The 19,405-nt window shown below is 71.9% G+C and carries 16 protein-coding genes and 1 pseudogene; 7 read left to right on the top strand and 10 right to left on the bottom strand.

Annotated elements, in window-relative coordinates:
* Position 1 precedes the first annotated feature (1 nt).
* A complete protein-coding gene (gene crcB, locus E2170_RS03550) occupies positions 2–385 on the top strand; it encodes a fluoride efflux transporter CrcB (RefSeq protein WP_132999254.1) in 384 nt (127 codons plus the stop codon).
* A 30-nt stretch (positions 386–415) separates the two neighbouring features.
* Here the strand turns inward: crcB and E2170_RS03555 are convergent, their stop codons facing one another.
* Positions 416–2,947 carry an excinuclease ABC subunit UvrA gene (locus E2170_RS03555; RefSeq protein WP_132999255.1) on the bottom strand — a complete coding sequence of 844 codons (2,532 nt, stop codon included), beginning with the start codon at positions 2,945–2,947 and terminating at the stop codon, positions 416–418.
* 98 nt (positions 2,948–3,045) lie between these two features.
* Between E2170_RS03555 and E2170_RS03560 the strand changes: the two are divergent.
* Positions 3,046–3,156, top strand: a pseudogene (locus E2170_RS03560) (YdeI/OmpD-associated family protein); the annotation flags it as partial.
* Positions 3,157–3,178: 22 nt separating this feature from the next.
* Here E2170_RS03560 and E2170_RS03565 read toward each other — a convergent pair.
* Both E2170_RS03565 and E2170_RS03570 read right to left on the bottom strand, forming a co-directional pair.
* Positions 3,179–3,478: a type II toxin-antitoxin system RelE/ParE family toxin gene (locus tag E2170_RS03565; protein ID WP_132999256.1), complete on the bottom strand. Its 300-nt coding sequence runs from the start codon at positions 3,476–3,478 to the stop codon at positions 3,179–3,181.
* Positions 3,475–3,714, bottom strand: coding sequence for a type II toxin-antitoxin system ParD family antitoxin (locus E2170_RS03570; RefSeq protein ID WP_132999257.1), 240 nt, complete (start codon positions 3,712–3,714; stop codon positions 3,475–3,477). The genes E2170_RS03565 and E2170_RS03570 overlap by 4 nt, the downstream gene beginning before the upstream one ends.
* Positions 3,715–3,946: 232 nt before the next feature.
* Between E2170_RS03570 and lexA the strand changes: the two genes are divergently transcribed.
* The 5 genes from lexA (at position 3,947) to E2170_RS03595 (ending at position 11,411) form a co-directional block, all read left to right on the top strand.
* Entirely contained in the window at positions 3,947–4,573 is a 627-nt protein-coding gene (gene lexA, locus E2170_RS03575) for a transcriptional repressor LexA (protein ID WP_132999258.1), read from the top strand.
* Positions 4,574–4,593: 20 nt separating this feature from the next.
* The gene (gene imuA / locus E2170_RS03580; RefSeq protein ID WP_243708096.1) at positions 4,594–5,256 is read left to right on the top strand and encodes a translesion DNA synthesis-associated protein ImuA; all 663 of its coding nucleotides are present in this window, start codon (positions 4,594–4,596) and stop codon (positions 5,254–5,256) included.
* Positions 5,257–5,262: 6 nt separating this feature from the next.
* Complete coding sequence (locus E2170_RS03585) at positions 5,263–6,744, top strand: Y-family DNA polymerase (RefSeq protein ID WP_132999260.1); 1,482 nt, start codon at positions 5,263–5,265, stop codon at positions 6,742–6,744.
* Between the two features lie 10 nt (positions 6,745–6,754).
* Entirely contained in the window at positions 6,755–10,129 is a 3,375-nt protein-coding gene (locus E2170_RS03590) for an error-prone DNA polymerase (protein ID WP_132999261.1), read from the top strand.
* Between the two features lie 115 nt (positions 10,130–10,244).
* A complete protein-coding gene (locus E2170_RS03595) occupies positions 10,245–11,411 on the top strand; it encodes a COG3904 family protein (RefSeq protein ID WP_132999262.1) in 1,167 nt (388 codons plus the stop codon).
* An 18-nt stretch (positions 11,412–11,429) separates the two neighbouring features.
* Here E2170_RS03595 and E2170_RS03600 read toward each other — a convergent pair whose 3' ends face one another.
* The 7 genes from E2170_RS03600 to E2170_RS03630 all read right to left on the bottom strand — a co-directional run bounded on the left by E2170_RS03600 (position 11,430) and on the right by E2170_RS03630 (position 19,362).
* Positions 11,430–13,268 carry an ABC transporter ATP-binding protein gene (locus E2170_RS03600; RefSeq protein ID WP_132999993.1) on the bottom strand — a complete coding sequence of 613 codons (1,839 nt, stop codon included), beginning with the start codon at positions 13,266–13,268 and terminating at the stop codon, positions 11,430–11,432.
* A gap of 19 nt (positions 13,269–13,287) precedes the next feature.
* The gene (locus E2170_RS03605; RefSeq protein WP_132999263.1) at positions 13,288–15,057 is read right to left on the bottom strand and encodes a DUF2207 domain-containing protein; all 1,770 of its coding nucleotides are present in this window, start codon (positions 15,055–15,057) and stop codon (positions 13,288–13,290) included.
* Positions 15,054–15,611 carry a LemA family protein gene (locus tag E2170_RS03610; protein WP_207914909.1) on the bottom strand — a complete coding sequence of 186 codons (558 nt, stop codon included), beginning with the start codon at positions 15,609–15,611 and terminating at the stop codon, positions 15,054–15,056. The genes E2170_RS03605 and E2170_RS03610 overlap by 4 nt, the downstream gene beginning before the upstream one ends.
* Positions 15,608–15,835, bottom strand: a complete 228-nt coding sequence (locus E2170_RS03615; protein WP_132999264.1) for an RNA-binding S4 domain-containing protein — start codon at positions 15,833–15,835, stop codon at positions 15,608–15,610. The genes E2170_RS03610 and E2170_RS03615 overlap by 4 nt, the downstream gene beginning before the upstream one ends.
* Positions 15,836–15,902: 67 nt before the next feature.
* Positions 15,903–16,685, bottom strand: coding sequence for a general secretion pathway protein GspB (locus tag E2170_RS03620; protein WP_132999265.1), 783 nt, complete (start codon positions 16,683–16,685; stop codon positions 15,903–15,905).
* 9 nt (positions 16,686–16,694) lie between these two features.
* Positions 16,695–18,416: an ExeA family protein gene (locus E2170_RS03625; protein WP_132999266.1), complete on the bottom strand. Its 1,722-nt coding sequence runs from the start codon at positions 18,414–18,416 to the stop codon at positions 16,695–16,697.
* Between the two features lie 4 nt (positions 18,417–18,420).
* Entirely contained in the window at positions 18,421–19,362 is a 942-nt protein-coding gene (locus tag E2170_RS03630) for a DMT family transporter (protein ID WP_132999267.1), read from the bottom strand.
* Positions 19,363–19,405: the final 43 nt, after the last annotated feature.

A 19,405-nucleotide genomic window follows, 5' to 3' on the forward strand; every position in this document is an offset into this window, starting at 1 on the left:
CATGCCTCCGGTCCTGCTGGTCGGCCTCGGCGGCTTCCTCGGCGCGGTCGCGCGCTACACGCTCGGCGGGCTGGTGCTGCACCTGACGGTGCAGGAGCGCTTCCCGTACAGCACCTTCGCGGTGAACGTGCTCGGCTGCCTGGCGGTGGGCGTGCTGGCGGGCCTGGCCGAGCGCCACCACGCCTTCGGCCCCGAGGCGCGGCTGTTCCTGTTCACCGGGCTGCTCGGCGGCTTCACCACGTTCTCTGCCTTCGGCCTGGAAGCGGTGCACCTGCTGCGTCGCGGCGAGCTGGCCACCGCCGCGCTGTACGCCGGCGGCAGCGTGGTGCTGGGGATCGCCGCGGTGTGGCTGGGCCTGAAACTGGTGGGGCTGGCGGGGCGCTGAGTCGGACGGCAGGCGTTACCGCCGGGCGCGTCAGGCCTGTTGGGCCAGTTCGGCGGCAAGAAACCGCGCCGTCCTGCTGCGCCGGTGGCCCGCCACCTTGGCCGGCGGCCCAACCACCACGACCTGGCCACCGTCCTGCCCGGCCCCCGGCCCCATGTCGATGATCCAGTCGCTGTCGGCGGCCACGCGCATGTCGTGCTCGACCATCAGCACCGTGTTGCCGGCATCGACCAGCGACTGCAGCTGCTGCATCAGCCGGTCGACATCGGCGGGGTGTAGCCCGGTGGTGGGCTCGTCGAGCACGTACACGGTGTCGCGGCGCTGGGCGCGCTGCAGCTCGGTGGCGAGCTTGATCCGCTGCGCCTCGCCACCCGACAGCTCGGTGGCGGGCTGGCCCAGGCGCAGGTAGCCCAGGCCAACTTCCTCCAGCACCTGCAGGGGACGCAGCACGGCCGCATCGTCGGCGAAGAACCGCGCGGCCTCGGCCACGGTCATGGCCAGCACCTCGGCGATGTTGCGGCCCTCGAGCGTGATTGCCAGCGTGGCCTCGTTGTAGCGGGCGCCGTGGCAGTCGGGGCAGGGGACGTACACGCTCGGCATGAACAGCAGTTCGACGCACACGGACCCTTCGCCCTCGCAGGTCGCGCAGCGCCCCTTGGCGACGTTGAACGAGAAGCGGCCGGCGTCGTAGCGGCGCTTGCGCGCGGCGGGCGTCGCCGCGAAGCGCTTGCGCACGTGGTCGAACAGGCCGGTGTAGGTCGCGAGGTTGGAGCGAGGCGTGCGGCCGATGGGCTTCTGGTCCACCTGCACCAGGCGGCGCACCTGCTCCAGGCCCTCGATGCGGCCCGTGGCGTCCTGCGCGTCGCGGCGTTCCAGCGGATCGACCTCCTCTTCCGTATCGCCCGGTGCGTGTCCGAGGTGGGCCGCGAGCAGTTCGACCAGGGCCTGGCTGACGAGCGAGGACTTGCCGGAGCCGGACACGCCGGTGACGGTGGCCAGCACGCCCAGCGGGATGTCGACGTCGACCCGGTCGAGGTTGTTGCGGGTGACCTCGCGCATGCGCAGCCAGCCCGTGGGCGTGCGCGGCGCGCGCGCCGGCCGCGGTGCGCTGTCGAACAGGTACCGCCGCGTGCTGGACGCCTCCACCTGCGCGAGCCCGGCCGGCGGCCCGCTGTACAGCACGCGCCCACCGTGTTCGCCGGCACCCGGTCCGACGTCCACGATCCAGTCGGCATCGCGGATCACGTCCATCTCGTGTTCGACCACGAACAGCGTGTTGCCGACCTCCTTCAGCGCGTGCAGCGCGCGCAGCAGCGATTCGGTATCGGCGGGATGCAGGCCGGCGGAGGGTTCGTCGAGCACGTACACCACGCCGAACAGGTGCGAGCGGATCTGCGTCGCAAGGCGCAGGCGCTGCAGTTCGCCCGGCGACAGCGTCGGCGTGGTGCGCTCCAGCGTCAGGTAGCCCAGGCCCAGCTGTTCGACGATGCGGATGCGCGCCAGCAGGTCGGCGGCGATGCGCTGCGCCGCCACCGCCTGCTCCGGATGCTGCTTCGTGGCGCCGGTCTTTCCGTTGGCAGCGGGCTCGAGCAGCCCGGCCACCTCGGTCAGCGGCCGCTGCGACAGGGCGCCGATGTCGAGGCCGGCGAACGTGACCGACAGCGCCTCGCGGCGCAGGCGCTTGCCGTCGCAGGTGGGACAAACGGTGCTCAGCAGGTACTGCGACACGCGTCGCTTGATCAGCGGGCTCTGCGTGTTGGCGAAGGTGTGCAGCAGGTAGCGGCGCGCGCTGGTGAACGTGCCCATGTAGCTGGGCTCCATCTTCCGCTTCAGCGCGCGCTGGGTCTCGGCCAGGGTGAAGCCCGCGTACACCGGCACCACCGGCTGCTCGTCGGTGAACAGGATCCAGTCTCGGGTCTTCTTCGGCAGCCGGTGCCAGGGCAGGTCCACGTCGTGGCCGAGCGTGGTCAGGATGTCGCGCAGGTTCTGCCCGTGCCAGGCCAGCGGCCACGCGGCCACGGCACGCTCGCGGATGCTGAGGCTGCGGTCGGGCACCATCGAGGCTTCGGTCGCGTCGTAGACCCGGCCCAGGCCATGGCATTCCGGACATGCGCCCGCCGGCGTGTTCGGCGAGAAACCGTCGGCATGGATGATGTCCTGGCCCGGCGGATACAGGCCGGCGCGCGAGTACAGCATGCGCAGCGAATTGGAGATGGTGGTGACGCTGCCGACCGAGGAGCGCGTGCTGGGCGATCCCCGCTGCTGCTGCAGGGCGACGGCAGGCGGCAGGCCCTCGATGGAATCGACGTCGGGAACGCCGGCCTGGTCGATCAGGCGCCGCGCATAGGGCGAGATCGAGTCGAGATAGCGCCGCTGCGCCTCGGCGAACAGCGTGCCGAAGGCCAGCGACGACTTGCCGGAGCCGGAGATGCCGGTGAACACGACCAGCGCGTCGCGCGGGATGTCGACGTCGACGTCGCGGAGGTTGTGCTCGCGGGCGCCGCGGACCTGCACGAAGGCGCTGGTGGGGGCGGATCCGCGGGATCTGGTTGAGCGGGGCATGCGTGGACTCCCGGGTGGCCGGCCACTATCGCTCGTGGTGAAGGAACGCGCCGTCAAAGCGCCCCGTCAAAGCAGGCCACGATCGCCCGCTCAAGCAGCGCGAGTACGCCGACTGGATCACCAGCGCCAAGGGCGCGGACATGCGCGCCCGGCGCGTGGCGCAGGCGGTGGAGTGGATCGCGGAGGGGAAGCCCCGGAACTGGAAGTAGGCGAACTGTTGAGCGGCAGCGCTCAGGTGCCCAGATACGCCTCTGCGTCCATCGCGCCGTGCAGGATGCGGACGATCAGGACATCCTGCCCAGCGATCTGCCTGTAGTAGATGACGTGCGCCCCATGGGGGAGTCTTCTGTAGCCCTGCAGGATCTCATCGCATGCAGTCCCCATCGCGGGATTCTTGGCCAGGGCATGGAAGATCCGGTCGACTTCCTTCAGATACGCATTGCGCTGTCGTACACCCCACCGGGCTTCCGTGTGGCGCGCAATCGACTTGAGATCAGCGCGGGCGGCCCAGGTGAGGCCAAAGGAACTCACGGCCGCTCGGCATCCAGTTCGGAAACCAGCGAGTCGTAGCTGTAGTCGGCACGCCCGCTGCGCTCGCCCTCGCGCAGCGCATGGCGCAGCACTTCGAGTCTGCTTTCGGCTGTTTCGAGCAGGCGCAGACCCGCGCGGACGACTTCGCTGGCGGATCCGTATCGACCGCTGTCGATCTGGCTGCCAATGAATTCTTCGAAATGCTCACCCAGGCTGACGCTCGTGTTCTTGGCCATGGATTGTCTCCGGTTTGTACCAAATATTGGTATCCGAGGTGGTGGCTGTCAACTGATCAGCGAGCGACGAGATCCACCTTGACCCGGCACGGAGAAGAGTGCGATCCCGCTTTCTGTTGTCAGTCCAACTCTTTGATCTGAAACCCCTCTCACCTTCTGAGACCGCCCGGTGCCGGAATCCATCCGACAGCCGGGCTTGCCCTTGCCTGCAAAGGTAAATAGATTTTTACCCATGACCGACGACCTCACTCCCCGACAGCGTGACGTGCTCGGCTTCATCCAGGCCCATGCCGGGGTCGAGGGTGCGCCGCCCACGCTGCAGCAGATCGCCGACGCCTTCGGCTTCCGCCAGGCCTGCGCTGCGCACAAGCACGTGCGCCGGTTGCAGCAGGCGGGCTACCTGGAGGTTCGACCCAACGAGGCGCGCGGGATCCGCGTGGTGGGCGTTCCCGGCACCCGGTTGAAGCTCCGCGACGACCGCCTGGACCTGCCGGTGCTGGGCCGGGTGGCCGCGGGTTCGCCGATCGGCGCTGATGCCGGCGTCGAGCGCCATGTGCTGCTCGACCGCGCGCTGTTCTCGAGCCGCCCGGACTACCTGCTGCGGGTGAAGGGCGATTCGATGCGCGACGACGGCATCTTCGACGGCGACCTGGTGGCGGTGCAGCGCGCCAGCGATGCGCGCAACGGCCAGGTGGTGGTGGCGCGCATCGACGGCGAGATCACCATCAAGCGGCTGGAACGCACGCGCTCGCGGCTGCGGCTCTTGCCACGCAATCCCGACTACGCGCCGATCGAGGTGCCGCCGGGCAGCGACTTCGCCATCGAAGGCATCTACTGCGGGCTGGTGCGCGCGGAATGAACGCCGTGCCGGCCCCTGCGATGCGTGCGCCTGCGATGCCCGCTCCCGCGGCGCCGCCCGACCTCGACGCGATGCTGTCGGCGCGCACGGTCTGGCGCGCGGCGCGGGCGCCGGCGGTGGCCGACGATGGCGAGCCCACGGGCCATGATGCGCTCGACGCGCTGCTGCCGCAGGGCGGCTGGCCGCGCGCGGCGCTGACCGAGCTGCTGCTGCCGGCCGACGGCGTGGGCGAGCTGTCGCTGCTGCTGCCGACGCTCGCGCGGCTGACCCGGGCCGGCGGCGTCGTGGCGCTGGTGGCGCCGCCCTACCTGCCGTATGCGCCGGCGTGGCAGGCGGCGGACGTGGACCTGCGTCAGCTCGAAATCATCCAGGCCGACGCGCGCGGCGCGCTGTGGGCCTTCGAACAGTGCCTGCGCAGCGCGGCCTGCGCCGCGGTGCTGGGCTGGCCGCTGCAGGCCGACGGCCCGGCACTGCGGCGGCTGCAGGTCGCGGCCGACAGCGGCGACTGCCTGGGCTTTGCCTTCCGCGACGCGAAGCATGCGGCCAACCCGTCGCCGGCGGCGCTGCGGCTGGAATACGCGGCAGTGGGCGAGGGCGGCTGGCATGTCCGCAAATGCCGCGGTGCCAATCCGCCGGCGCGGCCGTTCAAGCTGCCCGCAACTGCTTCTGCAACGGCGAGCTGAGCCGCCATGCTCTGGGCCTGCATCGCGCTGCCGCGGCTGGCGCTGGACGCCGTCCTCCGCCGCATGCCGGATCCGTCGCGGCCGCTGGCGCTGGTGTCCGGCCCCGCGCAGCTGCGCCACCTGCACGCGGTCAACGCCGCCGCCGCCGAAGCCGGGCTGAAGGCCGGCATGCGCCTGTCGGCTGCACACGCGCTGCTGGCGGACGTGGCGATGGTCGACCACGATCCCGCGTCCGAAGCACGCTGGCAGCGCTTCCTCGCCGCCTGGGCCTACCGCCACAGTTCGCAGGTGAGCGCACAGTGGCCGGGCGCGATCGTGCTGGAGGTGCGCGCCAGCTTCCGCCTGTTCGGGCCGTGGCCACGCTTCGAGGCGCGGCTGCGCGAGGAGCTCGACGGCCTCGGCTTCAGCCACCGCATCGCGCTGGCGCCAACGCCGCGCGCGGCGCGGGTGTTCGCCGGCCTGCGCGACGGCTTCGCGGTCACCAGCGCGGACGCGATGCGCGAGGCGCTGGCGCGGGTGCCGGTGCGCCGCGCCGCGCTGGCGGGCAACGCCGGCGAGCGCCTGCAGCGCATGGGCGTGCGCACGCTCGGCGCCCTGCGCGCGCTGCCGCGCGACAGCCTGCGGCGGCGCTTCGGCGTCGAACTGCTCGAGCATCTCGACCGCCTGCATGGCGATGCCGATGATCCGCTGCAGCTGTACGCGCCGCCGGACCATTTCGACGGCCGCATCGAACTCGGCTTCGAGGTCGAGAGCCACCAGGCGCTGCTGTTCCCGCTGCGCCGGCTGATCGCCGACCTCGCCACGTATCTCTCCGCGCGCGACGGCGGGGTGCAGCGTTTCACCCTGCGCCTGGAGCACGAAGCGCGCCACGCGCTGCCCTCGCACGAAGCCGACCAGGTGCAGCAGGACGCGGTGCGCTTCACCGAGGTGCCGGTCGGGCTGCTCGCCGCCGAGCGCGACGCCGGGCTGCTGTTCGAGCTCACGCGCAACCGACTGGAGCAGGTGGCGCTGCCGGCGCCGGTGATCGGCCTGCGCCTGCTGGCGCGCGAGCTGCCGCCGTTCGTGCCGGCCGAGCGCGACCTGTTCGACACCCGCCCGGCGCAGGCCGTGCCCTGGCCGCAGCTGCGCGAGCGCCTGCGCGCACGCCTGGGCGACGAGGCGGTGCATCGCGTGGCGCCCTCCGGCGATCCGCGTCCCGAACGTGCCTGGCGACGCGCCGATGCCGGCGAGGGCGGCGACGCGGCCTGCGCCATGCCCGCGCCGCCGCGCCCGCCGCGGCCGGCCTGGCTGCTGCCGCGCCCAGTGCCGCTGCGCGATGCGCAGCTGCGCATCATGTCCGGCCCCGAGCGCCTGGAAAGCGGCTGGTGGGACGGCGAGGATGCGCGCCGCGACTACTACGTGCTGGAAACCTCGCGCGGCCAGCGCGCCTGGGCCTTCGCGCCGCCGGGCGAGCGCAATGGCTGGATGCTGCACGGGTGGTTCGCGTGAGCGGCCCGCCATGAGCCGCGATGACGACCATGACGACCTGCCCCCGGGCGTGGCGCCGGATACGCCGGGTGCACGTGCGCCGCGCATCGTGCGCATGCAGCGGCAGATGCAGTTGCAAATGCGGTGCCAGGCCGCGAACGACCCGGACGGCGCCAAAAGCTTCGCGGCCATAGCCGCTCCTGCAAGGACGACGCAGGAACTGCCGTCCTACGCCGAACTCCACTGCCTGTCCGACTTCAGCTTCCTGCGCGGCGCGGCCAGCGCCGAGGAACTGTTCACCCGCGCCGCGCAGTGCGGCTACGAGGCGCTGGCGATCACCGACGAGTGTTCGCTGGCCGGCATCGTGCGCGCGCACGAGGCGGCGAAGATCACCGGGGTGAGGCTGGTGGTGGGCGCGGAGTTCCGGCTCGACGACGGCCTGCGCCTGGTGCTGCTGGTGGAGGACGCCGCGGGCTACGCGCAGCTGTGCCGCTTGATCACGATCGCGCGCCGCGCGGCGCCGAAGGGTGAGTACCGTCTCTCCCGCCCCGACGTCGAAGCCGCGCTTTCCGCCGCCACCGCCGCCGCTCCTGCAGGGGCCGCCGATGCATCAGACGCAGCGGGCACAACAGGCGCGGAATCCCCCTGCGGACTCTTCGCGCTCTGGCTGCCCGGCCGTGATCCCGACCCGGCCGAGGGCGCCTGGCTGCGCCGCGTCTTCGGCGAACGCGCGCATCTCGCCGTCGAGCTGCACCGCGAGGACGACGATGCCGCGCGCCTCGCGCGCCTGCTCGCGCTGGCCGAAGCGCTCGACCTCGTGCCGCTCGCCGCCGGCGACGTGCACATGGCCACCCGCCGCCAGCGCGTGCTGCAGGACACCGTGACCGCGATCCGCCACGGCCTGCCGCTGGCCGAGGCCGGGGCCCACCTGTTCCGCAACGGCGAGCGCCACCTGCGCCACCGCTACACGCTGGGCAACATCTTCCCGCGCGTGCTGCTGGACAACGCCGCCGCGCTGGCGCGGCGCTGCCGGTTCTCGATGGCCGAAGTGCGCTACACCTATCCGGCCGAGCTGGTGCCGCCGGGCGAGACGCCGGCCAGCCACCTGCGCGCGCTCACCCGGGCCGGCATGGCGCAGCGCTGGCCCGGGGGCACGCCGCCGAAGGTCGTGGCGCAGATCGAGGAGGAGCTCGCCCTGATCGCCGAGCTGGGATACGAAGCCTTCTTCCTCACCGTGGAAGACATCGTCCGCTTCGCGCGCAGCCGGAACATCCTCTGCCAGGGGCGCGGCTCCTCGGCCAACTCGGCGGTCTGCTACGCGCTCGGCATCACCGCGGTGGATCCCGCCGAAAGCCGGCTGCTGATGGCGCGCTTCCTGTCGAAGGAGCGCAAGGAGCCGCCGGACATCGACGTCGACTTCGAGCACGAGCGGCGCGAGGAGGTGATGCAGTACGTCTACGCCAAGTACGGCCGCGAGCGCGCCGCGCTGGCCGCGACCGTGATCCGCTACCGGGGAAAAAGCGCGGTGCGCGACGTGGCCAAGGCCTTCGGCCTGCCGCCCGACCAGGTGGCGCTGCTGGCCGGCTGCTTCGGCTGGGGCAACGGCGAGACGCCGATGGAGACGCGCCTGGCCGATGCCGGCTTCGACATCGACAACCCGCTCGTCGCACGCATCCTCGCGGTAACCACGATGCTGCGCGGCAAGCCGCGGCACCTGTCGCAGCACGTTGGCGGCTTCGTGATCTCCGACGCGCCGCTGTGGAACCTGGTGCCGGTGGAGAATGCGGCCATGGCCGACCGCACCATCATCCAGTGGGAGAAGGACGACCTCGAAGCCCTGGGCCTGCTCAAGGTCGACTGCCTGGCACTGGGCATGCTGACCTGCATCCGCAAGGCGCTGGACCTGGTGCGCGTGCACCGCGGCCGCGCGCTGGAACTGGCCACGATCCCGAAGGAGGACACCCCGACCTACGCCATGATCCAGCGCGCCGACACCGTCGGCGTGTTCCAGATCGAATCGCGCGCGCAGATGGCGATGCTGCCGCGGCTGAAGCCTGCGACCTTCTACGACCTGGTGGTGGAAGTGGCCATCGTGCGCCCGGGCCCGATCCAGGGCGACATGGTGCATCCCTACCTGCGCCGGCGCATGGGCCAGGAGCCGGTGGTGTACCCCTCGCCGGGCATCAGGGAGATCCTCGGGCCCACGCTGGGCGTGCCGCTGTTCCAGGAGCAGGTGATGGAGCTGGTGATCCACGCCGGCTACTCGCCCGAGGAAGCCGACGGCCTACGCCGTTCGATGGCCGCGTGGCGCCACGGCGGCGACATGGAACCGCACCGCCAGCGCATCCGCGAGCTGATGGAGAAGCAGGGCTACGCCTCGGAGTTCATCGACCAGATCTTCGAGCAGATCAAGGGCTTCGGTTCCTACGGCTTCCCGCAGAGCCACGCCGCCTCGTTCGCGGTGCTGGTCTACGCCAGCTGCTGGCTGAAGCGCCACGAGCCGGCGGCGTTCGCCTGCGCGCTGCTGAACTCGCAGCCGATGGGGTTCTATTCGCCCAGCCAGATCGTGCAGGACGCGCGCCGCGGCAAGGCCGCGCGGCCGGGCGTGGAGGTGCGGCCGGTGGATGTGGCCTGCAGCGGGTGGGATTGCACGCTGGAGATTTCCCGCGGGCTTGCCCCCATCCGCCCTTCGGGCACCTTCCCCCTCTCCCTCCGCCTCGGCCTGCGCATGATTCAGGGCCTCTCCGAAGCCGCCGCCCAGGCCGTCCTCGCCGCCCGCGCCCAATCCCCCTTCCGCGACATCCCCGACCTCTGCCGCCGCGCCGGCCTCGACGAAAAATCCCGCACCGCGCTCGCCGAAGCCGGCGCGCTGCAGTCACTTGCCGGTCATCGCAACGAGGTGCGCTGGATCGTGGCCGGCATCGAGCGCCAGCGGCCGCTGCTGCCGGGCAGCCCGGAGGAGGATGCGGTCGCGCTGCCGGCACCTTCCAGCGGCGAGGACGTGCTGTCCGACTACCGCGCGCTCGGCCTGAGCCTGCGCCAGCATCCGCTGGCCCTGCTGCGCGGGCAGCTGCGTGCGCGCCGGCTCCTCGATTCGCAGACCCTGCGCGACCGCCGCCACGGCAGCCACGTCGCCATCGCAGGCCTGGTCACCCAGCGGCAGCGGCCGCAGACCGCCAGTGGCACCATTTTCGTCACCCTGGAGGACGAGGCCGGCATGGTGAACGTGATCGTCTGGCCGCGGGTGGCCGAGCGCGGGCGCAGGGCGCTGCTGGGTTCGACCCTGCTGGCCGTGCGCGGCCGCTGGGAGCGGGTGGACGGCGTGGACCACCTGGTGGCCGCGCACCTGGAGGACCTGTCGCCGCTGCTGGGCGGCCTGCGTGCGGAATCCCGGGATTTCCACTGAGGCGCGGGAGCATGCCGCCGGGAGCGCTGCGCCGGGACAGGGGTTCACGCGGCGTTGGTTTCGCGGTGCCGGACAGGCCATAGACTGTGGGGCCATGCCCGTGCCGTCACCGTCCATGCCGCTCCCGCTCCGCGCCATCGTCCTGTGCGTTCTGCTGGCCGGCTGCACCGCGCAGCCGCCCGAGCCGCCTGCAGCGCCGGTGGAGGCGGAGGTCACAGAGGCCAATGGCGCCGGTGAGTTCATCTCCGCCCCGGTCGAGGCCGCGCCCAGGCCCTATGACGTGCGCAAGGGCACCGACTGGCCCGAAGCCGCGCTGGCCGACGGCAGCGCCGCGATCAGCTGCGAGCTCGACTACGCCAGCGCGGGCGACGGCGAGGCGCTCACCAACCTGTCCTTCCTCAGCGTCGCCGATGCGCTCAAGCCCTGCCAGGAGGTCGGCCTGCTGCGCCTGCGCTACCAGGGCAAGATCAACGCCGGCTTCCACGCGCTGGTCGAGCGCGTGGCCGCGATCGCCGACCGCATGGAGATCGGCAAGCGCGTGCTCGACATCGATTCCAGCGGCGGCCAGGTGGAGGACGCGATCAAGGCCGGCGACGCCATCGGCGCCTCGGGCTGGACGATCTGGGTGCGCGAGGGCGCGAGCTGCCACAGCGCTTGCGTCCTGATCCTCGGCGCCGGCGACGTGCGCATGATCTCGGGGCCGGTCGGCATCCACCGCATCATCCGCATGAGCTCCACGGCGACCTCGCGCGCGCAGCTCAACGAGGAGCTTCAGGCCGTCTACGGACGGGTCAAGGAGTACCTGGCGCGCAACGGCGTGGCGGTGGCGGTGGCCGACATGATGATGGCGGTGCCCAACCGCAACCTGCGCCTGCTCACGGCCGAAGAATTGCTGGAATATGGCCTGGACGGCACCAATCCTGCGCAGGACGACCTCGACCGGCTGCAGCTGATGCGCAAGTGTGGCGAGGACTTCGTGCGCCGCCGCGATGCCTTCCAGCGCAGCTTCGACCGCCAGTGCAAGATGCCCGACCGCGAGCTCGAGGAGCTCAACGACTGCGGCCTGGCGCTGCGTGAGCAGTTCGGCTTCCCGGACGGGACCTGCCCCGACGACAGCCCGATGAGCGAGTTCGACGCGGTGCGCAGCGCGTTCTTCCAGCGCCGCGCGCCGGCGCCCGAGGCCGAGGCGCCGGTGGGCGGGGATGCGGTGTCGGTGGACAGCAGCGCCGTCGCGTTGCCGGCCACGGAGCTGCCGGCCGCCGCGGCCAGCGGCACGCACTGACGTCGCCAGGATCCAGACTCAGCCGGGATCCGAATCGGCCAGGAATCCGCCCGACTGCCGCCGCCACAGCTGCGCGTAGATGCCGCCCTGCGCCACGAGTTCCTCGTGCGTGCCCTGTTCGACGATCGCGCCGCGGTCCATCACCACCAGCCGGTCCATCGCCGCGATCGTCGACAGGCGGTGGGCGATGGCGATCACCGTCTTGCCTTCCATCAGCCGGTACAGGTTGCCCTGGATCGCGGCCTCGACTTCGGAATCCAGCGCCGAGGTCGCCTCGTCCAGCACCAGGATCGGCGCGTCCTTGAGCAGCACGCGGGCGATGGCGATGCGCTGGCGCTGGCCGCCGGACAGCTTCACGCCGCGCTCGCCGACCTGGGCGTCGTAGCCGCGCCGGCCCTTCGAATCCACCAGTTCCTGGATGAAGTCGTGGGCCTCGGCCTGGCGCGCGGCCTCGACCAGTTCGGCTTCGTCCGCGTCCGGCCGGCCGTAGAGGATGTTCTCGCGCACCGAGCGGTGCAGCAGCGAAGTGTCCTGGGTGACCACGCCGATGCGCGCGCGCAGGCTGTCCTGCTGCACGCTGGCGATGTCGATGCCGTCGACCAGGATCCGCCCGCTCTCGACGTCGTGGAAGCGCAGCAGCAGGTTCACCAGCGTCGACTTGCCCGCGCCGGAGCGGCCGATCACGCCGATGCGCTCGCCCGGGCGCACGTGCAGGTCCAGGCGTTCGATCACGCCCGAACCCTTGCCGTAGTGGAAGCCCACGCCCTCGAAGCGGATGTCGCCCGACACTGCGGGAAGCTCCGGTGCGCCCGGCGCATCGTCCACGGTCGGCGGCAGCGAGATCGAGTTGATGCCGTCCTGCACGGTGCCGATGTTCTCGAACAGCGCCGACAGCTCCCACATGATCCACTGGCTCATGCCGACCAGGCGCAGCGCCAGCGCGACGCCCACCGCCACCGCGCCGGCACCGATGGCGCCGTCCATCCACAGCCACAGGCCGATGCCGGCGACCGCGAACACCAGCGCCATGTTGAGCGCGTAGTTGCCCGCGCCCACGCGCGTGGCCAGGCGCATCTGCCGGTAGACGGTGCCGAGGAAGCCGTCCATGGCCTCGCGCGCGTAGGCCTGCTCGCGCCGCGAGTGCGAGAACAGCTTCACGGTGGCGATGTTGGTGTAGCTGTCGACGATGCGCCCGGTCATGTCCGAGCGGGCGTCGGCCTGTTCGCGCGAGACGCGCTCCATGCGCGGCACGAAGTAGTACATCAGCAGCGCATAGCCGATCGCCCAACCGGCGAAGGGCAGCATCAGCCGCCAGTCCGCGGCGGCCACCGCGACCATCGCGCCGAAGACGTAGACGCAGATGTACACGCCGACGTCGAGCAGCTTGATCACGGTCTCGCGCACCGCCAGCGAGGTCTGCATCAGCTTGGTGGAGATGCGGCCGGCAAACTCGTCCTGGAAATAGCCCATCGACTGCCGCAGCAGGTAGCGGTGCACGTTCCAGCGGATGCGCATCGGGAAGTTGCCCAGCAGCACCTGCAGCTGGACCAGGTTGTCGACGAACACCAGCAGCGGCAGGCCGACGGCGACCAGCAGCGCCATCCACGCCAGGCGCGTGCCTTCGGCTGCCAGGAAGGTGGCCGGGGTGTGTTCGCCCAGGCGGTCGACGATGGCGCCGAGGTAGACGTACAGCCCCAGCTCGGCGACCGCGATCAGCGCGCCGAGCACCGCCATCAGCGCCAGCCAGCCGCCGGCGCCGCGGGTGTAGTGCAGGCAGAACGCGACCAGGCCCTGCGGCGGCTGCCGCGGCGGCGCGTCGGGGAAGGGCTCCAGGCGCGACTCGAACCAGCCGAACAGGCCGCGGCGTCGCGGGTCCTCAGCGGCCACCGCCACCTCCACCGCCGCCACCGCCGCCGGAAAAGCCGCCACCGCCCGAGCCGGAACTGCTGCCCGGCGGCGTGGACGAGGAGGAAATCTGCGAGCTCAGCGTGCTGCCGATCGAGTTGGTGAAGCGCCCGATGTCGGTCATCCGCCCGCTGCCACCGTGGTACCAGGCGATGCCCGCGGTGGCCGCGGCCGCTGCGGCGGTGCCCACGGCGGCGGTGAACTTCGCGGTCCAGGCCTTCTCCACGCCGAGAGCGACCGCATAGGGCAGCAGGGCCTCGAAGCGCGCCGCGTCCAGCGGCGGCGGGCGGTCACCGGACGGGCCTTCGAGTCGTGCGAGGTCGTCCTGCTCGGCCACCGACAGGTAGCGCTTGAAGCCTTCGATCTCGTCCAGCAGCCGGCGCCCCTCGGGCGTCGGCGCGCCGATCAGCAGCGCGAACACGATCAGCACCACCAGCGACAGCGCCAGCGGCGCGATCGCCCAGGGCATGCCGCCGCCGTTGCTCGCCGCGGCCATCAGCAGGGTCGCCAGGAACGTTACGATGAAGATCGCCGCCGCCACCGCGATGCTGCCGCCGTTGTGGCGGAACATTGCCGGCTTGAAGCGCTTCGACAGGCCCCGGCTGTGTTTGCCGATCGCCGCCTGCATGTGGCTGGCGTTGTCCTTGTCCAGCTCCAGGCGCGCGCGCGAGGGCGGCAGCAGGGCCTCGAGCAGGCGGCGCTCGTCGTCGTTGCCGATGGCCGAGGCCGGCACGCCGCTGCGGCGCAGGGTCCAGCGGTCGCCGAGCAGGGCGCGTTCGCTGTGCTCGATCGAGAGCGCGCCCTTCACCGCACAGGCCAGCAGGTCCGCGGACATGCAGGTGGTGTCGTAGCTGCGTCGCACCATGTAGCGCAGGGCCGCCGGTGATTCGTCGCGTGGCGGCTCGTAGCGGGCGATGACCACGCCCGGCGCGGGGTCGCGCCCGACGGCCCGCCAGCGCACGATCGTGTACGCAAGCAGCGCGAGCAGGCCGGCCAGCGCGGCCAGCAGCGAGAGGTTGTCGCGCAGCAGCCATGCGATCTTCTCCGCCTGCGTGGGCGGGGTGACGATCCCCTTGGGAAAGGACAGCACGACGGTCAGGCCTTCGCGCGCCTGCAGCGGGTGGGTGAGTGTCCAGCGCGCCACGCCCGGTCCGGTGACGCGGGCCTCGAAGTCGCGCCCGCGCGTGCCATAGCGCCCCGAGTAGCCGTCGCTCGCCAACTGGTCCGCAGGCACCGGCTGCGGCAGGCGCACTTCGACGCTGCCGGAATCGATCACGAAGTCCCAGCCCTGGCCGATGGCGTTCCAGTACAGCTGGTCGTGGTCTTCGAAAAAGCCCAGCTGGCGGGTGGTGCGGTAGCGCAGGGTGTAGGTGGTGTCGACAGGCACCGGCAGCAGGTCGTCATTGCCGGTGTTGATCCGCACACCGTTGTGCCGGCCCTCGGTGAACCAGGGTTCGGGGCGGCCGTCGCGTTCGACGCCGACCACCTTGAAGCCGACCACGATGTTGTTGCCCCGGGCGTCCCGATAGCGGGTCGGAAAATCACGGTAGATGCCGCGGCGGACGTTGCGGCCTTCGGCACGCACGCGGATGTGTTCGGTGACGTCGATCGAACCGTCGGCCTGGATGTCGACGGTGATGTCGTAGGAAAGGATCCGTTCGCTGGCGGCGGCCAGCGCAGGCAGCGCCAGCAGCGCCACGGCAAGCAGCCACGCCAGGCAGGTCGTGGCCGCGCGCCTCATCGCTGCAGTTCCACGACGGGCGCCGCCCGGCTGTCGGCCGCGGCCTGGAAGAAGGCGGCCTCGCGGAAGCCGAAGCTGCGTGCCACCAGCACGTCGGGCACCCGCTGCACGCCGTCGTTGAGGTCGCGCACGGCGCCGTTGTAGAAGCGGCGCGCGTACTGCAGGTGTTCCTCGACGTCCCCCAGGTCGGCCTGCAGGCGGGCGAAGTTCTCGTTGGCCTTGAGGTCGGGATAGGCCTCGCGCAGCAGCAGCAGGCGGCCGAGCGCCTGCTCCAGTTCGGCCTCCACCTGGCCCAGCTCGGCCGGGTCCTGCAGGCCCAGCGCGCGGCTGCGCAGCGCTGTCACCGCCTCCAGCACCGCACTCTCGTGCGCGGCATAGCCCTTCACCGCGGCGACCAGCTGCGGCACCAGGTCATGCCGGCGCTGCAGCTGCACGTCGATGTCCGACCAGGCGGTGGCGACCTGGTTGCGCAGCCGTACCAGGCGGTTGTAGGCAACCACCGCCCAGGCGACCAGCGCAGCCAGCAGCAGCGCCGCGACCAGCAGGGCGGTCACGTCGCGGCCTCCGCGTGGACGCGCACCTCGGCATCGCCCAGCACTACCACCTGGCCGGCGCGGATCTTGGCCGTCTTCCGCGACTCCACCACGCCGTCCACGCGCACCGCGCCCGAGGCGACCAGCGCCTTGCCGGCGCCGCCGCTGTCGCACAGGCCGGCGAGCTTGAGCAACTGATTGAGTTCGACGTAGTCGCCTTCCAGCTCGAAATCGATGGCGTGCATGCAGGTTCCGTGGACTGTCCAGCTGGAAGCGTAGCGCAGCGGGTGCAATGGCGTGGTGTCGGCCGGATCAGGGCATCGGGACGCGGACGGCCTGCCCGTCGAGGTCCAGCAGCAGGCCCTCGCGGTCGATGGCGGTGATGGTGGCGTCACCGACGCGGTCGCCCTCCACCTTGCGCTGGCCGTCGACCACGGCGAAGCGGCGCGATGGGTCCTCGTTCCACATGTGCATGCTGAGCTTCATCGCCGGCAGGCGCTGGCGCTGGCTGGGGACGAGTTCGGCGATGCGCGGGATGGTGGTGGTCCGCGGTGGCGGAGCGGGAGTGGCGGGCCCGGGTTCAGTGCCGGGTGCGGGAGCGGGCAGGGGAGCCACGGTTTCCGGTGCCGGCGTGGGCGCGGCGGCAGGGGGCACGGCCTGGGGCGATCCGGCCAGCGGCGTGGTTCCGGCCTCGTCTTCGGCTTCGGCAGCCGCGCCGGCCTCGGTGCGCACGGCGGTGGGCGGTGGGGCGGGAGGCGTGTCGTCGTACGGCTGGATGCGGTCGACGCGCGGGAAGGCGTCGGCATCGATGGCGGGCGCGCCGTCCGGTACTCCGGCCGCGGAGGCGTTGGGGGCTTCCGCGATGCGGGGGGCGCTGTCGACGGGTGCATCGGCGCCGCTTTCGCCGCCGTCACGCGGCCACAGGAAAGCCAGCACGAACAGCGCCAGCAGCGCGACGCCGGTGATCCAGGCCAGCGCCGGCAGGGTGCGGCGCTTCGGCACCGCGGCTGGCGGCAGTTCCACGCGCAGGTCGGGTGCGTCGCCGCGACGTCGCTCGGCTTCGGACTTGCGCAGGGCTTCGAGGATCAGGGACATGCGCGGGCCTCAGTCCAGGCGTCGGGCCAGGCGCGGGCCGGCGTCGCCGGCGGCCAGCGCGAACAGGGTCTCGGGGCCGACCACGCCGTCCACGGTGAGGCCGCGCGCGCGCTGGAAGCGGCGCACCGAGTCGGCCAGGGCAGCGTCGAAGGGCGTACCCGCAGGCATGGGGCTGGCGACGCCCTCGCGCACCAGGCGCTCGCGCAGCCAGTCGATGGCCTCGCCATGCGAGCCGCGGGCGGGCGGTGGCACCAGATCGGTCGAGGCGCGCCAGACCGCGGCGTAGCGTCCGTTCCACGCGCGCTGCAGGCTCGCGCGCTCGACGTCGATCAGTGAGTGGTCGAGCAGCAGGCGCACGCTGCGGCCGTCGCTGCCCAGCAGCAGGGCGCGTGCGCTTTCGCCATCCGCCGAAAGCTCCAGCAGGGCGGGGCGGCCGATCGCCAGCAGCCGATCCAGGTGCGCCGTGCCGCGGACGCAGTAGGTGCCGGCGGCGAGCACCGGCGAGCAGGCGCTGGCGGCCCGTGCATCGTCGGGCGTCTGCGGCAGGCCCCAGGCGGCAAGCATCGCCTGCCAGGCGGCTTCGCTGGCCGCTGGGTGGGTGGCGGCACGGATACGTACGTCGAAACCCTCGGGATCGACCGGGAGCGAGGGCGCCGATGCTGTCGCGGCGCCTGCCTCGGGCATGGTCCCGGATGTGTGGCCGTCAGCGTCTGCGACGCCACCGCCACCGCCAGCGGCCGCAGCCGCCCGGGCGGCGTCAGATTCCGCAGGCGCGGGCATTGTTTCGCCGTCGGCGTGGTCATCGCTGCCGTTCGGCGGAGACAGGAGTGCGGCAAGACCCACCGCCAGCGCGGCCGTGATCCCGAGCCCCGCGGCCACCGGCAGCCAGCGCCGTCCGCGTGCGCCCGTGGCCGCCGAGGGCGGCAGCGCCTCGCGCGCGGCTTCCTCGACGAGCGCCGCGTCGATGCCGGCGCGATCGCGCGCGTAGCCGGCGAGCAGGCTGCGTTCGGCGATCACGTTCACCAGCCGCGGGATGCCGCCGCTGCGCAGGTGGATGCGCTGCACCGCGCCGTCGTCGAAGGGGAAATGCTGGCCGCCGGCCACGCGGAAGCGGTGGCGCAGGTAGGCGGTGGTGCCGGCAACGTCGAGCGGTGTCAGGTGGAAGCGCGCGGTGATGCGCTGCGCCAGCTGCCGCAGTCCCGGCTCGGCGAGCATGTCGCGCAGCTCGGGCTGCCCGACCAGGATGATCTGCAGCAGCTTCTGGGTGTCGGTTTCGAGATTGGTCAGCAGGCGCACCTGTTCCAGCGTCTCCACCGGCAGCGCCTGCGCCTCGTCGATCACCAGCACCACGCGCAGGCCCTGGGCGTAGGCCTCGAGCAGGTGGGCGTTGAGCGCATCGACCAGGGCCTTGGCGTTGCCGCGGCGGCCGTCGATGTCGATGTGCAGCTCCTCGCACACCGTTTCCAGCAGCTGCACCGGATCCTGGCGAGGGTTGAGCACCAGGGCCACGCGCGCGTTGTCCGGCAGCTGGCCCAGCAGCAGCCGGCTGAGCGTGGTCTTGCCGGTGCCGACCTCGCCGGTCAGCTGCACGAAACCGCCGCCGCCGCCCTGGGTGATGCCGAACAGCAGGTGCGCGAGCGCGTCGCGGTGGCGTTCGCCGAGGAAGACGAAGCGCGGGTCCGGCGTGATCGAGAACGGCGGCTCGGCGAGCCCGTAGTGCCCGAGGTACATGCGCTCAGTCTGTCACGTCGCGCGACTCGCCGACGGCCAGGGCTTCCGGGTGCGTGATCCGTCGCGGCCGCGCCAGCACCGGGTGCAGCAGCACCGCGCCGAGGATGATCGCCACGCCCAGGTAGAAGGGCAGGCTCAGCTCCTGCTGCTCGGACAGCAGCACGATCGCCAGCACGATGGCGTAGATCGGCTCCAGATTGACCGCGAGCTGCGCCGAGAACGCGCTCATGTGCCGCAGTGCCACCAGCGACAACGCGAACGGAAACAGGGTGCAGGCGAAGGCGAGCAGCAGCAGGTAGCCGGCATCCGCCGCGCCGGGCAGCACGAACAGCGGCCCGGCCAGGGCCGGGAACAGGTAGGGCATCAGCGGCGCGAGCAGGGTCAGCGCGATGGCGCCGGCGCCCAGCTCCACCGCCGTCACCACCAGCGGGTCGGCGTGTTCGACCAGGCGCTTGTTGAGCGAACCGAACAGGGCCACGAACAGCGCCGACAGCGCGCCGACGGCCACGCCGATGCGCATGCCGTCGGGAATGCCGCCGACCACCAGGGCCACGCCGGGGAGTACGCCGATCCCCAGCGCCAGTTCGGCACGCGAGAAACGCCGCTTCGCGAGCTTCGGCTCGATCATCGCCACGAACACCGTGGCCAGCGCCATGCAGGTCGCCGCCACCGAGGCGTTGGCCAGCTTCACCGAGCCGTAGAAGGTCAGCCAGTGCAGGGCCACCAGCACGCCGATGCCGGCGTAGGACAGCAGCAGCCTCCGCGGCAGCGCGCGCAGCCCGCGCCAGACCCGCGGCAGCAGGGCCAGCGCCGCGGCCACCAGGAGCATCCGCCACCACACCAGTGGCAGCGCCGGCAGCGTGATCAGCTTGCCGAGGATGGCGGTGAAGCCCCAGAGCAGGACGCAGAGGTGGATCTGCAGCTGGGCCTTGGCAGTCGGGGTCATGGCGTGGCGCCGTGGACGGGAGCGTGATTATCCCGGATCCGCC

This window comes from Luteimonas arsenica (genome assembly GCF_004352825.1).
In the GTDB taxonomy this organism is placed as follows: Bacteria; Pseudomonadota; Gammaproteobacteria; order Xanthomonadales; family Xanthomonadaceae; genus Luteimonas; species Luteimonas arsenica.

What these genes read in the sequence shown, in the direction of transcription:
- crcB (WP_132999254.1), top strand. Translation starts at nt 2, where the DNA reads ATGCCTCCGGTCCTGCTGGTCGGCCTCGGCGGCTTCCTCGGCGCGGTC.
- E2170_RS03555 (WP_132999255.1), bottom strand. Translation starts at nt 2,947, where the DNA reads ATGCCCCGCTCAACCAGATCCCGCGGATCCGCCCCCACCAGCGCCTTC.
- E2170_RS03570 (WP_132999257.1), bottom strand. Translation starts at nt 3,714, where the DNA reads ATGGCCAAGAACACGAGCGTCAGCCTGGGTGAGCATTTCGAAGAATTC.
- lexA (WP_132999258.1), top strand. Translation starts at nt 3,947, where the DNA reads ATGACCGACGACCTCACTCCCCGACAGCGTGACGTGCTCGGCTTCATC.
- imuA (WP_243708096.1), top strand. Translation starts at nt 4,594, where the DNA reads ATGCGTGCGCCTGCGATGCCCGCTCCCGCGGCGCCGCCCGACCTCGAC.
- E2170_RS03585 (WP_132999260.1), top strand. Translation starts at nt 5,263, where the DNA reads ATGCTCTGGGCCTGCATCGCGCTGCCGCGGCTGGCGCTGGACGCCGTC.
- E2170_RS03590 (WP_132999261.1), top strand. Translation starts at nt 6,755, where the DNA reads ATGAGCCGCGATGACGACCATGACGACCTGCCCCCGGGCGTGGCGCCG.
- E2170_RS03595 (WP_132999262.1), top strand. Translation starts at nt 10,245, where the DNA reads ATGCCGCTCCCGCTCCGCGCCATCGTCCTGTGCGTTCTGCTGGCCGGC.
- E2170_RS03605 (WP_132999263.1), bottom strand. Translation starts at nt 15,057, where the DNA reads ATGAGGCGCGCGGCCACGACCTGCCTGGCGTGGCTGCTTGCCGTGGCG.
- E2170_RS03615 (WP_132999264.1), bottom strand. Translation starts at nt 15,835, where the DNA reads ATGCACGCCATCGATTTCGAGCTGGAAGGCGACTACGTCGAACTCAAT.
- E2170_RS03620 (WP_132999265.1), bottom strand. Translation starts at nt 16,685, where the DNA reads ATGTCCCTGATCCTCGAAGCCCTGCGCAAGTCCGAAGCCGAGCGACGT.
- E2170_RS03625 (WP_132999266.1), bottom strand. Translation starts at nt 18,416, where the DNA reads ATGTACCTCGGGCACTACGGGCTCGCCGAGCCGCCGTTCTCGATCACG.
- E2170_RS03630 (WP_132999267.1), bottom strand. Translation starts at nt 19,362, where the DNA reads ATGACCCCGACTGCCAAGGCCCAGCTGCAGATCCACCTCTGCGTCCTG.